The 14,637-nt window shown below is 69.9% G+C and carries 14 protein-coding genes; 6 read left to right on the plus strand and 8 right to left on the minus strand.

Annotation, left to right across the window (positions count from 1 at the left end):
• Positions 1-185: 185 nt before the first annotated feature.
• The 5 genes from V9U70_RS24720 to V9U70_RS24740 all read right to left on the minus strand — a co-directional run bounded on the left by V9U70_RS24720 (position 186) and on the right by V9U70_RS24740 (position 4,325).
• Positions 186-638, minus strand: a complete 453-nt coding sequence (locus tag V9U70_RS24720; protein WP_336678652.1) for a GNAT family N-acetyltransferase — start codon at positions 636-638, stop codon at positions 186-188.
• A gap of 344 nt (positions 639-982) precedes the next feature.
• Positions 983-1,885 carry a GNAT family N-acetyltransferase gene (locus V9U70_RS24725; protein WP_336678654.1) on the minus strand — a complete coding sequence of 301 codons (903 nt, stop codon included), beginning with the start codon at positions 1,883-1,885 and terminating at the stop codon, positions 983-985.
• 244 nt (positions 1,886-2,129) lie between these two features.
• Positions 2,130-2,609 carry an NUDIX domain-containing protein gene (locus tag V9U70_RS24730; protein ID WP_336678655.1) on the minus strand — a complete coding sequence of 160 codons (480 nt, stop codon included), beginning with the start codon at positions 2,607-2,609 and terminating at the stop codon, positions 2,130-2,132.
• Positions 2,610-2,761: 152 nt separating this feature from the next.
• Positions 2,762-3,886 (minus strand): cystathionine gamma-lyase, encoded by a 1,125-nt coding sequence (locus V9U70_RS24735; protein ID WP_336678656.1) that lies wholly within the window; start codon positions 3,884-3,886, stop codon positions 2,762-2,764.
• A gap of 61 nt (positions 3,887-3,947) precedes the next feature.
• On the minus strand, positions 3,948-4,325 hold the full coding sequence (locus tag V9U70_RS24740) for a phage holin family protein (protein WP_336678658.1): 378 nt from the start codon (positions 4,323-4,325) through the stop codon (positions 3,948-3,950).
• Between the two features lie 87 nt (positions 4,326-4,412).
• Here V9U70_RS24740 and V9U70_RS24745 point away from each other — a divergent pair, with 87 nt between their 5' ends.
• From V9U70_RS24745 to V9U70_RS24760, 4 genes are all read left to right on the plus strand, one after another.
• Complete coding sequence (locus V9U70_RS24745) at positions 4,413-4,730, plus strand: cupin domain-containing protein (protein ID WP_336678660.1); 318 nt, start codon at positions 4,413-4,415, stop codon at positions 4,728-4,730.
• Between the two features lie 144 nt (positions 4,731-4,874).
• Complete coding sequence (locus V9U70_RS24750; protein ID WP_336678661.1) at positions 4,875-5,087, plus strand: DUF5326 family protein; 213 nt, start codon at positions 4,875-4,877, stop codon at positions 5,085-5,087.
• 330 nt (positions 5,088-5,417) lie between these two features.
• On the plus strand, positions 5,418-6,188 hold the full coding sequence (locus V9U70_RS24755; protein WP_336678662.1) for an IclR family transcriptional regulator: 771 nt from the start codon (positions 5,418-5,420) through the stop codon (positions 6,186-6,188).
• Positions 6,189-6,289: 101 nt separating this feature from the next.
• Positions 6,290-6,727 (plus strand): SsgA family sporulation/cell division regulator, encoded by a 438-nt coding sequence (locus tag V9U70_RS24760; RefSeq protein ID WP_336678664.1) that lies wholly within the window; start codon positions 6,290-6,292, stop codon positions 6,725-6,727.
• 104 nt (positions 6,728-6,831) lie between these two features.
• Here the strand turns inward: V9U70_RS24760 and V9U70_RS24765 are convergent, their stop codons facing one another.
• Complete coding sequence (locus V9U70_RS24765; protein ID WP_336678665.1) at positions 6,832-8,178, minus strand: YibE/F family protein; 1,347 nt, start codon at positions 8,176-8,178, stop codon at positions 6,832-6,834.
• A 197-nt stretch (positions 8,179-8,375) separates the two neighbouring features.
• Between V9U70_RS24765 and thiC the strand changes: the two genes are divergently transcribed.
• Both thiC and V9U70_RS24775 read left to right on the plus strand, forming a co-directional pair.
• Positions 8,376-10,151: a phosphomethylpyrimidine synthase ThiC gene (gene thiC, locus V9U70_RS24770; protein ID WP_336678667.1), complete on the plus strand. Its 1,776-nt coding sequence runs from the start codon at positions 8,376-8,378 to the stop codon at positions 10,149-10,151.
• A 1,061-nt stretch (positions 10,152-11,212) separates the two neighbouring features.
• Positions 11,213-11,569, plus strand: a complete 357-nt coding sequence (locus V9U70_RS24775; protein WP_336678669.1) for a DUF805 domain-containing protein — start codon at positions 11,213-11,215, stop codon at positions 11,567-11,569.
• 248 nt (positions 11,570-11,817) lie between these two features.
• On the opposite strand, the gene V9U70_RS24780 is transcribed toward V9U70_RS24775, so the two are convergent.
• Both V9U70_RS24780 and V9U70_RS24785 read right to left on the minus strand, forming a co-directional pair.
• Positions 11,818-12,963 (minus strand): metallophosphoesterase, encoded by a 1,146-nt coding sequence (locus V9U70_RS24780; RefSeq protein ID WP_336678671.1) that lies wholly within the window; start codon positions 12,961-12,963, stop codon positions 11,818-11,820.
• Positions 12,964-13,137: 174 nt separating this feature from the next.
• Positions 13,138-14,250, minus strand: a complete 1,113-nt coding sequence (locus V9U70_RS24785; protein WP_336678673.1) for a LacI family DNA-binding transcriptional regulator — start codon at positions 14,248-14,250, stop codon at positions 13,138-13,140.
• Positions 14,251-14,637: the final 387 nt, after the last annotated feature.

Genomic DNA, 14,637 nt, shown 5'->3' on the forward strand with positions numbered 1-14,637 from the left:
GACGACGCTCCACCGGGGCAGCCGCGCCACCGAGCCCGCCCGCAGGGCTGAGCGAGGGGGTGAGGCTACTTCGGCCGCATGTACCACCGGCGTTGCTGACCCCCGTCATGAGGCCTCCCGCTCAGGTGTGCGTGACGTGTGCAGCCACTCGGCGGGACGGCCCCCCTGTTGGAGGCCCCGCCCTCTCACAGGGCGAGTTTGAAGCCCACATGGCTGGCGGTGAAGCCGAGCCGCTCGTAGAAGCGGTGCGCGTCCTCACGGGTGATGTCGGAGGTCAGCTGCACCAGTCGGCAGTCCTGGCGACGGGACTCGTCCACCGCCCATTGGATGAGCCGGGTGCCGAGGCCGTTTCCGCGTTCGTCGCCGTGGACGCGGACGCTTTCGATGATCGAGCGGGTCGTGCCGCGGCGGGACAGACCCGGGACGACGGTCAGTTGGAGGGTCCCGACCACGCGGCCCTCGCGCACTGCTACGACGACGTGTTGGTTCGGGTCGTCGGCCACCCGTTGGAAGGCCGCTCGGTACGGCCCGAGGTCGTCCGGGGACTCGCGCTGAGCGCCGAGCGGGTCGTCGGCGAGCATGGCGACCACTGCCGGCAGGTCGTCCTGGGTCACCGGGCGTATTTCAAGATCACTCATGAGCGGCATCCTAAGGCGGCGGCCCCAGCGCCCCGGGGCCTTGAGCTCTTCGACCGTCCTGCCCAGAGGGCGTGTCCGGGTTCCGCTCCGCTTCGTCCAGGGCCGCTCGCGGGCGCTGCCCCGGCTCGGCCGGGCCGCTTCGAGCAAGGTGCGCCCGGCCTCGGTGAGGCCGGGGCAGATGCCTCGCCGATCGGTACGTGCCAGCTCGTCCCCGTGATGCGGCCGCCCCGGATCGGCCCGCCTCGGTGAGCGCGGGGGAGCCGGTGACCGTCGCGACCCCGCGCTGAGGTCCTGCTGGCCAGGGGGTGGCGACGGCACAGGTGCGGCCGTGCGGCCGTGCGGCGTCAGCCTGCCGCGATGGTGAGAGGAGCGAACCGCCGACCGGTGTCGCCCGGGAGGTCCGGGATGCCGTACGTCATCGCGGTGTTCCAGGAGGTGGGCTTCAGCCCGCGGTCCGCCAGCCAGTCGAGCAACTCCACGTGCCGGGCGTCGACATCGGCACGCAGAGGCCGGTCCGTCGTCGCGGCCAGAGAGCTGACGAGCGCCTGCGCGGTGGCCGTGTCGCGCGCGATCAAGGGGCCGATCACATGGTCCTGGCCGCTCGGCCAGAGCGCCGCGTAACCGATCAGCGCGCCATGCTCCTCAGCGACCTGGAGCCGGTCGGAGAAGGCCGGCAAGCGGGCGAGCAGATGGGTCCGGTCCGCGCCGAACACGGACAGGTCGAGCCTGACCATGGCCTGCAGATCGTCCGCCGCCGCCGGGCGCGTGGTCACGGACCGGGGCGGGGAGGCGGCAGCTGCCCCGGGTGTGGAAGCGCTGCCGCCGACGGCATGGAAGCGGCCACCGACCCGGTCGGCCCGGCCCACGACGGTGAAGCCCAGCTTGTCGTACAGCGGCTGTCCCTGCGCGGTGGCGTACAGGAACAGCGGTGTGTCGCCCGCTGCCTCCATCACCTGCCGCATGAGCTGCCGGGCGAGCCCCCGGCCCGCGTAGCGTCCGGCGACGAGCAGCATGCCGACGGCGGCCGGGCCCGGCTCGTACGAGGTCAGCAGACAGGTTCCCGCCAGCCCCGCGCCGTCCGGGGCGTCGATCCCTAACCCCGTGCCCGCCGAGAGGAGCAGCCCCCACCGGCGCTCGTCGCGTGGCCAGCCGCGGTCCTCGCAGAGATCGGCGCAGGCGACCAGATCTCCTCGGTGCAGGCGTCTGATGGGCAGGTCGACGGAGAGGCGGGGAGAGGGGCTGCGCATGGGGCCAGGCTGTCCGACGGGATGATCGCCCGTCCACCGATTTGGCGGAACTGGCCGAGAACCGCAGCCCCCGCAGCGGTGTCCTGAGCGATCAGAAGCGCTCGACCTCCGGGGCGGGCCAGCTGTTTCACGTGAAACACGACCCCGAACGAGGTCTCTGGGCCGGCCGTCGTCGGGAGCGTTCGCGGGCGCCGTCCGGGGAGCGCGCACCGGGCGGGGACCCGGCACCCGGCCCCCGTGTGCGTCAGCCCAGGTCGGGCGCGTGCATCGCTCGTACGCCCTCGATGTTGCCGTCCAGGTAGTGGCGCAGGGACAGCGGTACGAGGTGCACGGCCGCGATCCCCACCCGGCTGAACGGCACCCGGACGATCTCGTACTTCCCGCAGGGCTTGTCGACCTCCGGACCGTGGCGCAGGGAGGCGTCCATCGCCGCCAGTCGGCAGACGAAGAAATGCTGGACCTTCACCCCCGTCACGCCGTCGTCCGTGATGTGTTCGACGGTGTCGACGAAGCACGGAACGACATCGATGATCTTGGCGCCGAGTTCCTCGTCGATCTCTCGGTGCAGGGCGTCGACGACGGTGGCGTCCTCCGGTTCGACCCCGCCGCCGGGCGTCACCCAGTACGGGTCGACCCCCGGCTTCGTGCGCTTGATGAGGACGAGATCGTCCCCGTCGAGCAGGATGGCGCGTGCGGTGCGCTTGACCACAGGACGTTCGGTCATGGCAAGAGAGTGGCCCGTGAAGCACAGTCTGAAACGCCCTCGGCACACCGGGTCATCGGTCGACGGCAGCGCGTCGAGGCCCGTGGGGTCCGTGCGGGCGGGAGGAGGGGAGAGAGCCGCCCCGCACGGGCTCGTAGCGGTGCGCTCCCGTCCTACCGGTGAGCCGCGTCCAGCGCCTGCCCGATGTCGGCCAGCAGGTCCTCGGGGTCCTCCGCACCGACCGAGAAGCGGATGAAGCCCTCTGCCACGGCGTCACCGCCCCAGCGGCCCCGCCGCTCGGCGGTGGAGCGGACGCCGCCGAAGCTCGTCGCGTCGTCGACCAGGCGCAGGGCGGACAGGAAGCTCTCGGCCTTCTCCCGGTCGGCCAGCTCGAAGGAGACCACCGAACCGAACCGGCGCATCTGTCGCTCGGCCGTGGCGTAGGACGGGTCGGTGGACAGCCCCGGGTACCGCAGCCCGGTGACCTCGGGCCGCAGGGCCAGCGCCTCGGCGACAGCGAGGGCGGTGGCGCACTGGCGGTCGATGCGCAGGGCCAGCGTGGCCAGCGAGCGGTGCGCGAGCCAGGCCTCCATGGGGCCCGGAATCGCGCCGACGACCTTGCGCCAACGCCGGACGTCGTCCGTCAGCCGGGGATCGCGGCAGCTCACATGGCCGAGCAGGATGTCACCGTGTCCGGTCATGCCCTTGGTGTCACTGGCGACCGAGAAATCGGCTCCCAGCTCCAGCGGACGCTGGCCGATCGGTGTGGCCAGAGTGTTGTCGACGGCTACCAGAGCACCCGCCGCGTGCGCGGCCGACACCAGCCGCCGGATGTCACAGACGTCAAGCCCCGGATTGGACGGGCTCTCGATCCAGAGCAGCTTCGCCCCCTCCAGCAGGTCCGCCTGGGCGTCCCCTCCGGTCGGTGCGGTCCGGACCTCGACGCCGTACGCCGCGAGTTGCTCCCGTACGAGCGGCAGTGCCTGGTAGCCGTCGTCCGGCAGGACCACGGCGTCGCCGGTGCGGACCTGGGACAGCAGTACCGCGGTGATCGCCGCCATGCCCGAGGCGAACACCGTTGTGCTCACCTGGACGCCGGGTGCTTCCAGCTCTCCGACGGCCTCCTCCAGATGGGTCCAGGTCGGGTTGGTCTCCCGGCCGTAGGTATAGGGGCCCACCGGTTCACCGGAGAGGTGGAAATGCGCGGCGAAGACCGGGCCGGGCAGGGTGGGTTCGAACTGCTCCGGTGCGGGAAGTCCGGCGCGTACCGCGCGTGTTCCGTCGCCCAGGGTGCTCATGCTGCTCCGTACGTGGTCGGACGGCCCGGCAGGTCCGGGCCGTGTACTGCGGGGGCCAGGATCAGTTCTCGTCGGGCAGGACGACATTGAGCGCCCAGGACACGACCGAGATGATGAGGCCGCCGAGCACCGCCGTCCAGAAGCCCTCGACGTGGAAGCTGAGATCGAAGACGCTGGCCAGCCAGGACGTCAGCAGCAGCATCAGGGCGTTGACCACCAGGGTGATCAGCCCGAGCGTCAGGATGAACAACGGGAAGGTCAGCAGCTGGACCACCGGCTTCACCAGGAAGTTCACCAGACCGAAGATCAGCGCGACCAGGATCACGGTGAGAGCCTTGCGGCCGGTGCTGCCGCCCTCCAGGGTGATGTCGCCGATCAACCAGATGGCCACGGCCAGCGCCCCCGCGTTGGCGATCGTCTTGACTACGAAATTCTTCATGTGTCTGATCGTGGCAGACACGGTCGGCGCTGGACACCGGCGGCGACGGCACAACCGGCAGCGTGGGCGACAAGGGGCGGACGGGCCATGAAGGCATTCAGACTGGACGAGCTGGAAGCGGAGCGGGCGGCCAACGACGGCGCGTATCTGCAGTTCGTGCGGGAACGCAACATGTCCGTCGGTCTGTACGCCCTGGACGCCGGAGCGCTCGACCCGCAGCAGCCGCACCGGCAGGACGAGGTCTACCTCGTCGTCAGCGGCCGCGCGTCGATCACCGTGGGGACGGAGACGACTCAGGTCGGCAGGGGGAGCGTCGTGTACGTGCCCGCGGGTGTGGCCCACAAGTTCCACCACATCACCGAGGACCTGAGAGTGATGGTCGTCTTCTCGCCGCCGGAAGGCTGAGGCCGCCGCCCGGTCGCGCTCGCGGTGGCAGGGTCCCTAGGGGCTCGATCAGGGGTCTCCAAGGGCTGCGGAGCCCCCGCCGGGCGCCCCCGCGCGCTTAGCATCGAGGCAGGAACCCAGAGAGACGAGGTAAAGGCGATGGCCGTGCGGGAGATATTCGCAGGAATGCCCTGGTGGGTGAAGTGGATCGCGGTGCCGGTCATGGCGCTCTTCGTGTTCGGCGGTCTGATCGCCAGTGTGGTCGGCTTCGTGATCGGCCTGCTGTTCAAGGTGTTGATGTTCGTGGTGCTGGTCGGCGGGCTGGTGTTCGTCGTCCGCAAGTTCATGACGTCGTCGTCATCGCGCGGTGACTGGTAGTACACCCCCGGGGGACCGGTGCGGGAAGCGGGAGGATTAGCCCAGCCGAGCTAAGTCCCGGAGGAAACCACCCGTCTGCCGGAAGCGGCCGATACAGTGCATACCGCTGCCGCCATCCGGAATGTGACCTTCTGTCACCGAGCTGACCGAACGGTCAGTGGTGGGGACGACAGTCCGGTCGTCGCCCTCCGATCACCGACGCCCGGCCCGGTCCTCACCGGTCGTGGGCCCGGTGCTCCGGTTCCCTCCGGTCCCCGGGATCGCGGCAGGCCCGTGGGGGCGGCCCCCACGGGAGGGCTGATGGCCCGTCACCATGCCTGGGGGTGACCTTTGACCACGGCATCGAGCACCGCTGTCCCGACGTTGATCGGTTCGGTTCAGCGGGCGTTGAGGCTGCTGGAGGCTGTGGGCACCCATCGGGACGGGGCGCCCGCCAAGCAACTCGCACGTGAGGCAGGACTTCCGCTGCCGACGGCGTACCACTTGCTGCGCACGCTCACCCACGAGGGTTATCTCCGCCGGGAGAACGGCGTCTTCCACTTCGGCGCGGCCGCCGAGAACCTGACCGCGGCCCCGGGGAGCAGGGGCCGGCCCGCTTCCGTCGCCGACTCCCTCGGCCACTGGCGGGACGCCATCGGGGCTCCGGTCTACTGCGCCGTCTACTGCGACGGCGAGATCGAACTCATCGGGGTCGCGGACGCCCCCGACACCCCGGCGGTCGAGGAGTGGGCCTCGTTCCGGGAGACCGGTCACGCCCACGCGATCGGTCAGTGCCTGCTCGCCCAACTCGATGAGAGGGCCCGGGAGGACCACCTCGACCGGCACCCCGTTCGGCCCCTCACTCGTTACTCAGTGCGAGATCGCGCGACCTTTCTTGAGCGATTGCGGTCACTCCGGAGAGGTGAACCGGTCATCGAACACCAGGAATACGCACTGGGGACCGTTTGCGCCGCGATTCCCGTCATGGCCGGTGCCACCATTGCCGCCATGGCCATTTCCGTACCCCTGGACCGCCAGGAACAGTTGCTCCCCGCAGTCGAACAGTTACGTGGCGAAGTCGCCAGCCTCTTGCGTTCGTTCGTGTTCTCTATCAGTATCTGAAAAATCACTCCTTGTGATCTGCTATCGCGTGCACCACGATGGCGTCAATGGGGCCATGGGGGATCATTCCTGGCCAGTTTCATCTACTGCGGGGTTGAACGATGCGCGAGTCGGTTCAAGCAGAGGTCATGATGAGCTTCCTCGTATCCGAGGAACTCTCCTTCCGTATCCCGGTGGAGCTCCGGTACGAGATCAGCGATCCGTATGCCATCCGGATGACATTCCACCTGCCCGGCGACGCCCCTGTGACCTGGGCGTTCGGCCGGGAATTGCTGTTGGACGGGCTCAACAGCCCGAGCGGCGACGGAGATGTTCACATCGGTCCGACCGAGCCGGAGGGATTGTCGGACGTCCATATCCGGCTCCAGGTCGGTGAGGACCGGGCGTTGTTCCGGGCGGGCACAGCACCGCTGGTGGCGTTTCTCGACCGGACGGACAAGCTGGCGCCGCTCGGTCAGGAGCACACGCTGGGTGACTTCGACGGAAATCTGGAGGACGCCCTCGGACGTATTCTCGCCGAGGAGCAGAACGCGGGCTGACCGGGAGAGCCCGGCGTCCGCCCACCGGCCCGTCCCGGTCGCGTCGGCACGCCTCCGTCGCTCCGTCCGAGCCACCCCGCACCCCGGGCCGGCCCCGAGGTCCGTCATCCCGCCTTGCGGCGACGGCCCCGGCCGGCCCGCGTGGGTGCGGCCGTCGCCGCCTGCGCGCCGTCGGCCTTCTGCCGGTCCGCGGAGACGACCAGGGCCGCGAGCACTGTGGTCACCGGCACAGATGCGACGAGCCCGATCGAGCCGACCAGCGTCCGCACGATCTCCTCCGCGACCAGCTCGCTGTTGGCCACCGCCCCCACGCTGCTCTGGGCGATGGAGAAGAGCAGCAGCAACGGCAGCGCCGCGCCCGCGTACGCCAGCACCAGTGTGTTCACCACCGAGGCGATGTGGTCCCTTCCGATGCGGATACCTGCCCGGTAGAGCCCCTTCCAACCCATTTTCGGGTCGGCCTGGTGAAGTTCCCAGACGGCGGAGGTCTGGGTGACCGTCACATCGTCGAGCACTCCGAGCGAGCCGATGATGACACCGGCCAGCAGCAGACCGCTCATGTCGATGTCCGGGTACAGCCCGTGGATGAGGCCGGTGTTGTCGTCGGTGTTGCCGCTGAGGCTCGCCCAGCCGATGAAGAGGGAGCCCAGCAGCCCGATCAGCAGCAGTGAGATCAGCGTGCCGATGACGGCGACCGAGGTGCGGGCCGTCACGCCATGGCACATGTAGAGCGCGCCCAGCATGATGGCACTGGCCCCGATCACTGCCACCACGAGCGGGTTCGAGCCCTGCAGGATCGCCGGCAGGATGAACAGGGTCAGCACGGCGAACGACACGGAGAGCGCCACCAGCGCCATCAGCCCGCGCAGTCTGCCCACGAGGACCACCGCCAGGGCGAAGATGCCGGCCAGCAGGGCCATCGGAATCTTCCGGTCCACGTCGGTGACGGAGTACTGGAGGTCGCGCGGGGCGTCGGGGGCGTACGCCACGACGACGCCCTGGCCCTCGCGCAGTTGGCGGGGAGCGTCCGGCTGGACCACCTCGACGAAGGTGCGGCCCCGGTCCTCACCGGTGGTCACCTCGATCGTGGCCTTCGCGCACTCCCCCTCCTGCTCGTTGACGGCCTCGCGGCCCGAGGGGGTCGAAGTGTCGCCGGTAGGGGGGACCTGCGCGGCGTTGACGTCCGCGCAGTCGACCTTGTCGACCCGGACGACCCGGCCGTCCTGGGTCTGCCGGTCGAAACCGACGCCGGTGCGCTCGTGGTCGGGCGCACCGCCCGGCCAGAACGCGATCAGCCCGACGACGACCGCTGTCGCGAACGGGATCAGTACGGCGGCGATGACCTTGCGCAGGTGCTTGGAGACCGGGGCGGCCGGCCCGTGACTGTGCGAGTGGCCGTGAGTGTGGCCCTGGGGCGGCTGGGGTGCGGGGTCGCTTTGGGGGGAGGTCACAGGGCGATCATCGCAAGAACCGGAGGGCCCTCTGGTCAGCTCGCCGGGAAGGACGCTAGCGTGGAGGCACCTTTTGCACACGCGGGAGCTCGGAGCACCGGGCTGAGAGGGCGCTGACCGCCGTACATCCGTACGGGACACGCTGCGCCGACCGCCGAACCTGTTACCGGGTAATGCCGGCGTAGGGAGTAGGTCTCATGACCACATCGGACGCACGCACGCCTGCCTCGCAGCAGAACGACGGGGCCGGGAAGTCCATCGGCTGGCACAAGGGATACGTCCAGGGCTCGCGCCCGGACCTCCGGGTGCCGGTCCGACAGGTGCACCTCACCAACGGCAAGGACGTGACGCTGTACGACACGTCGGGGCCGTACACCGACCCCTCCGTCGACACCGACGTCCGCCGGGGCCTCGCGCCCCTGCGGGAGAACTGGATCATCGCCCGCGGCGACACCGAGGAGTACGCGGGACGCCCGGCCCGCCCCGAGGACGACGGCCTCAAGCACACCTCTCCGCGCGGCGGCCTGCGCAACCTCGACGCCGTGTTCCCGGGCCGCCCGCGTCAGCCGCGCCGCAGCCGCGACGGTCGCCCCGTCACCCAGCTCGCGTATGCGCGGCGCGGCGAGATCACTCCGGAGATGGAGTACGTCGCGATCCGGGAGAACGTGGAGCCGGAGGTCGTCCGCGAGGAGATCGCCGCGGGCCGGGCCGTGCTGCCGGCCAACGTCAACCACCCGGAGATCGAGCCGATGATTATCGGTAAGCGGTTCCTGGTGAAGGTCAACGCGAACATCGGCAACTCCGCGGTCTCCTCCTCCATCGAGGAGGAGGTGGACAAGATGACGTGGGCGACGCAGTGGGGCGCCGACACGGTCATGGACCTGTCCACCGGGCGCAACATCCACACCACCCGCGAGTGGGTGCTGCGCAACTCCCCCGTGCCGATCGGCACCGTGCCGCTCTACCAGGCCCTGGAGAAGGTCGACGGCCGGGCCGAAGAGCTGACCTGGGAGATCTACAAGGACACCGTCATCGAGCAGGCCGAGCAGGGCGTGGACTACATGACGGTGCACGCCGGCGTGCGCCTCCCGTACGTCCCGCTGACGGCCCGTCGGAAGACCGGCATCGTCTCGCGAGGCGGCTCGATCATGGCGGCCTGGTGCCTCGCGCACCACAAGGAGTCGTTCCTCTACGAGCGCTTCGAGGACCTCTGCGAGATCCTCGCGGCGTACGACGTCACCTACTCCCTCGGCGACGGTCTGCGCCCCGGGTCGATCGCCGACGCCAACGACGAGGCGCAGTTCGCGGAACTGCGCACGCTGGGCGAGCTGAACACGGTCGCCAAGCGGTTCGGCGTCCAGACGATGATCGAGGGCCCCGGGCACGTCCCGATGCACAAGATCAAGGAGAACATCGACCTCCAGCAGGAGATCTGCGAGGAGGCGCCGTTCTACACGCTCGGCCCGCTGACCACGGACGTGGCGCCCGCCTACGACCACATCACCTCCGGCATCGGAGCGGCGATGATCGCCTGGTGGGGCACGGCGATGCTCTGCTACGTCACGCCCAAGGAACACCTCGGGCTGCCCAACCGGGACGACGTCAAGACCGGAGTGATCACCTACAAGATCGCCGCGCACGCGGGCGATCTCGCCAAGGGGCACCCGGGCGCGCAGGAGTGGGACGACGCGCTCTCCGACGCGCGGTTCGAGTTCCGCTGGGAGGACCAGTTCAACCTGGCCCTGGACCCTGACACGGCCCGGGAGTTCCACGACGAGACGCTGCCTGCCGAGCCGGCGAAGACAGCGCACTTCTGCTCCATGTGCGGGCCGAAGTTCTGTTCGATGAAGATCTCCCAGGACATCCGCCGTCAGCACGGCGGCTCGCAGGAGGAGATCGAGGAGGGCATGGCCGCGAAGTCCAAGGAGTTCGCGGCGAACGGCAACCGGGTGTACCTGCCTCTGGCGGACTGACCGGTTCGCGTCCCGGGCCGGGCGCGAGCGGCGGCGGGCCCGGGACGGGGCCGCCGCCCCGCGGCTCGGGGCGGCCCGCTGGGCGGTTGCACGAACTGTGCGTGACACCGGGGCGTGGGGAGGCGGGGCTGGACCACTGGTAAGGGCCGGATACGGGGGTCGTCCAGCGGTTTCGCTCGTACGCGCCGAACCGCCGGGGTGAGGTCGGGCTCGTGCGCCGGCTGCGCGTGGTGCTGCTGCGCTCCTTCGCCTGCCTCACCGCCGCGATGGCGCTTTCGTCGCGGTCGTCGAGCACGACGGGCTGACCGACCGGAAGGGGTGGACGATCGCCGCGGTGCTGCCGGCCACAGCGTCCTGGGTCTGGCGGTGCTCGCTCATCAGGGTCGTCCCGCGCCCCGGCGAGATGGTGCGGTTCGGCGTGTTCCGGCGGGCCGTCGTCCCCTGTGCCGCGGTCGCAGAACTGCACCGGGAGTCGTCCCGGGGCGGTCTCGTGCTGGAGACGCACCGAGGGGGCTCCGTCGACTCACTCTGGTTCGGGAACGCTCCGTGGGACCTGGCCTACGACTTCTCCGCGGTGTGCGAGGATGCCAAACGCCTGCATGGGCGCAGAACCGGTGCGACCCGGAGAGCGGCGGACGAGGCCGGCTGGAGCGTCGGTTCACGTGGTCGATCGGCGCGGAGGCGCTCCTGGCGGGCTCGGCCGTCTGCGCGGTCACCGGGCTCGTCGTGGCACTGCGCGGCTGACTCCGGCCGGTCCCCCCGGGGTTCCGCCGGGGCGCCGGAGGCCGGTGGTCGGCATGCCCGCGGAGGTTGTCGGGAAGCTCTGCCCTTGAGGCCGCCCACAGATACGTCGCCCTATAGGTGACTTCGGGCTGTCCGCTGTCATCTGGTCTGATTTGGCTGCTTGTTAAGCGACAGTATGGACACAGTCGTGTGGCGGCTCTATGTACGTTCTGCCAGCGGCTCGTCCCAGCTTGACCCCTTCCTTATCTGTCGCTTACTTTCCGGCGTGACTGGCTGAATCTTGTAGCCCTCGCACGGGGGCCCGGGGAGGGAACGCAGTGAACTGGTACCTGGCTGTACTCAAGAACTACGCAGGCTTCAGCGGACGCGCGCGCCGCAAGGAGTACTGGATGTTCACCCTCTTCAACGTGATCATCGCGGTGGTGCTCTCGGCCATCGGCACGGCGATCGACACACAGATCCCGTACTTCATCTACCTCGTCGCGCTCATCGTCCCGTCGCTGGCGGTCATGGTGCGCCGGCTGCACGACACCGGGCGTTCGGGCTGGTGGTTCTTCATATCGTTCATCCCGCTGGTCGGCGGCATCATCCTGCTCGTCTTCCTCGCCTCTGAGGGCAAGCCGGAGACGAACGAGTACGGAGCCAACCCGAAGCTGGCTCCGCAGGCCGGCTGAAGCACCGCTCCGGTCCGCCGGAGCGTCCACCGGGCCGGGCGCGGCACTCGCCGCCCCGGCCCGTGGCGTGTCGCGTCGCCCTGAATCCGCTCGCGTGCGGGGCGGCCCTCCGCCGACGGGTGCGGAGTTCTCACGGCACGGGGTGACAGGGTGCTCCCGGCAACAGTCCCGGAGACAGTCCCAACACCGGGTCCGCTCACCGGCGTGGTGGGAGCGGGTGGAGTCGGGCGTGCCTTCCCCGCTGGGGGTCAGTCATGCAGGGGCAGTTGGACGACCAGCAGCTTTCCGGCCATGGTCACGCCGCCGTCCATGGCGATCGCGAGCCCGTCGGCGTACACGTGCGGTCCGGTGACCACGGGCCCGGAACCGTCGCCCCCGTCCTCCGAGCCGACTTCACCCAGAAGGTACGGGATGGGGCTGTGACCGTGGACGACGCGCTGCCCACCGTAGGTCGCCAACAGCTCGCGCACCGCCTCGGCGCCTTCGTCCCGGAAGGCGAACCGCTTGGTGAGCTTGCGGAACAGGTCCCAGCACTCGTCGGCGTCGTGACGCGTGAGAATGGCGTGGACCGTGTCGTTGACGTCCTCGATGGTGGAGCCGTAGTCGAGGTAGGCCGTCGTGTCGGAGTGCATCAGCAGATGCCCGTCCTCCTCGACGACCGCGTCGAGCCGGGACATCCACTGGAGGTGGACGTCCTGGAGGCGGTCCATGTCGCTCTTCTGGCCGCCGTTGAGCAGCCAGGCCGCTTGGAAGGTGGCGGTGCCCGCACCGGAGTTGACGGGAGTGTCGGAGAAGCGCTTGGCGCCGATCAGCAGCAGTTCGTGGTTGCCCATCAGAGCCTTGCAGTAGCCCCCGGCGGCCGCGGCCTCTGCGGAGAGCCGCATGACGAGGTCGATGACCCCGATGCCGTCCGGTCCGCGGTCGGTGAAATCGCCGAGGAACCAGAGCCGGGCGTTGCCCGCGGCCCAGTTCCCCTCGGCGTCGACGAGGCCCTGCGCGGCGAGGGCGGCCAGCAGCTCGTCCAGGTAGCCGTGGACGTCGCCGACGACGAAGAGCGGTCCGCGTCCGTCCTTTGACCCTGCCTGCGGCTCGGGGACGGCCCGCACCTGGGCCGTGTCCCCGCGGTTGATGACGGGCAGGTCCCGCTCGGTCGGGGTATAGCCCTCCGGCGGCTCGTCGTCGGGGGCGACGTTGCCGGGGTGCGGAGGGTGGGGTGGAGTTGGCGTGTGCGGCGGCACGGACGTCTGAGGCAGCGGCGCCCGCTCGGGCGGCGCCGGATGCGGCGGCGCGCCGGGCGACTGAGGTGGTACGGGCGTCTGCGCATACGGCGGAACCCGGAAGTCACGCAACGTCGCCGTCCGCACCACGGGTTCCTGACTGGCCCCCTGAGTCATCGACCCCTCCACCACCGTCGCGCCGCCGTACACCTGACGGGCCCTGCCTGGTAGAGGTGGTCCGCGGTGTCGTGCGCCCATCATAGGAATGCGGATCGGTGTGTGTGACGCACCAGGGGTGGTGAATCCGGGCGCACGCGTGGTTCACCGGCCGGTTTGTCCGAAAAGGGTGGATCAGTCCCTACTGGGGGAGCGTGGCGCGCTGACGGTCGTGCGCGGCGGGCGGCGTTGCGAGGAGGTCCGGACGATGAGCTCCGTCGGTATGACCTGCTCGACCGGTCCGTCGTGCTCGACGCCTTCGATGGCGTCGATGAGGAGCTGGACGACGGCCGTGCCGATGCGGCGGGGCTTCAGGGAGAGGGTCGTGATGGGGGGCTCGGTGGTTCCGTAGACCGTGGACTCGCTGCAGCAGACCAGCAGCAGGTCCTCGGGGACCCGCAGTCCGTAGCGGCGGGCCGCCGCGAGGAGATCGGTCCCGTTGGGGTCGAAGAGCCCGTAGACGGCGTCGGGGCGGTCCGGGCGGGCCAGCAGCCGGTCGGCGGCGACCGCGCCCGCGCACGGGTCGTGGGCCGGGTAGGACTCGTAGACGGGGTCCTGGCCGACCCGCTCGCACCAGTGGAGGTAGGCCGTGGTGGACAGCCGGGTGTAGGTGTCGGTGGTGGTGCCGGTCAGCAGTCCGATGCGGCGGGCCCCGGCGGCGGCGAGGTGGTCGAGAAGGTCGAGCACGGCGGCCCGGTGGTCGTTGTCCACCCAGGCGGTGACGGGGAGCGTTCCGGCCGGCCGGCCATCCGAGACGACGGGCAGTCCCTGGCGTACGAGTTCGGTGACGACCGGGTCCTGGTCGGAGGGGTCGATGACGACGGTCCCGTCGAGCGCGACGTTCGACCAGACGTCGTGCCGGGAGGTGGCGGGAAGGATGACGAGGGCGTAGCCGCGGGCGAGCGCCGCGGAGGTCGCGGCTCTCGCCATCTCCGCGAAGTACGCGAATTCGGTGAAGGTGAAAGGTTCATCCCCGTAGGTGGTCACGGTCAGGCCGATCAGCCCCGACTTGCCCGTACGGAGGGTTCGGGCCGCGGCGGACGGGCGGTAGCCCAGGCGCTCGGCGACCTCGCGGACATGGCGGCGGGTGGCGTCCGGGAGCCTGCCCTTGCCGTTGAGCGCGTCGGAGACGGTCGTGATCGAGACTCCGGCCGCGGCGGCCACGTCACGAATTCCCGCGCGTCCTGGCCGGCCGCTGCGCCGGGGTGTCTCCGTCCGGCTCACCTGGTGCTTCCCTGCTGCTGTCATGGCGAGCCGATAGTAGGTGCCCGAAGGGTGGTCGGTCCGGTCGCATATGCACCAGTTGGCAGGCACGTTTCTGCATGGTCATTCGCCTTCAATACCCTTGTAAAGCAAGGGCGTTGAACCGTTCTGCTTCAGTGTGTCAGGTGCTAGTGGGTGGCAGCCTGCTAAATGTGCGATGTCTCGAAGAGGTCTCAACTCACCACTTCGAGGGACGCGCGCCAGGGAGTGAGCCACCGGCGTGCGGCAGAAGAGGAAAATGCGCCCCCCGGAGGCGCGGCCTTGAGCCCCCTTGCGGGGGCCATTACCGGGCACTGCGGTCGATATGCCGCTCGCGCCATTCGCAGCGGAGGCCAATCCTCATAAGGTGAGCAGTATTGCTGTGAACGGACG

The organism is Streptomyces pratensis (assembly GCF_037137275.1).
In the GTDB taxonomy this organism is placed as follows: Bacteria; Actinomycetota; Actinomycetes; order Streptomycetales; family Streptomycetaceae; genus Streptomyces; species Streptomyces pratensis_B.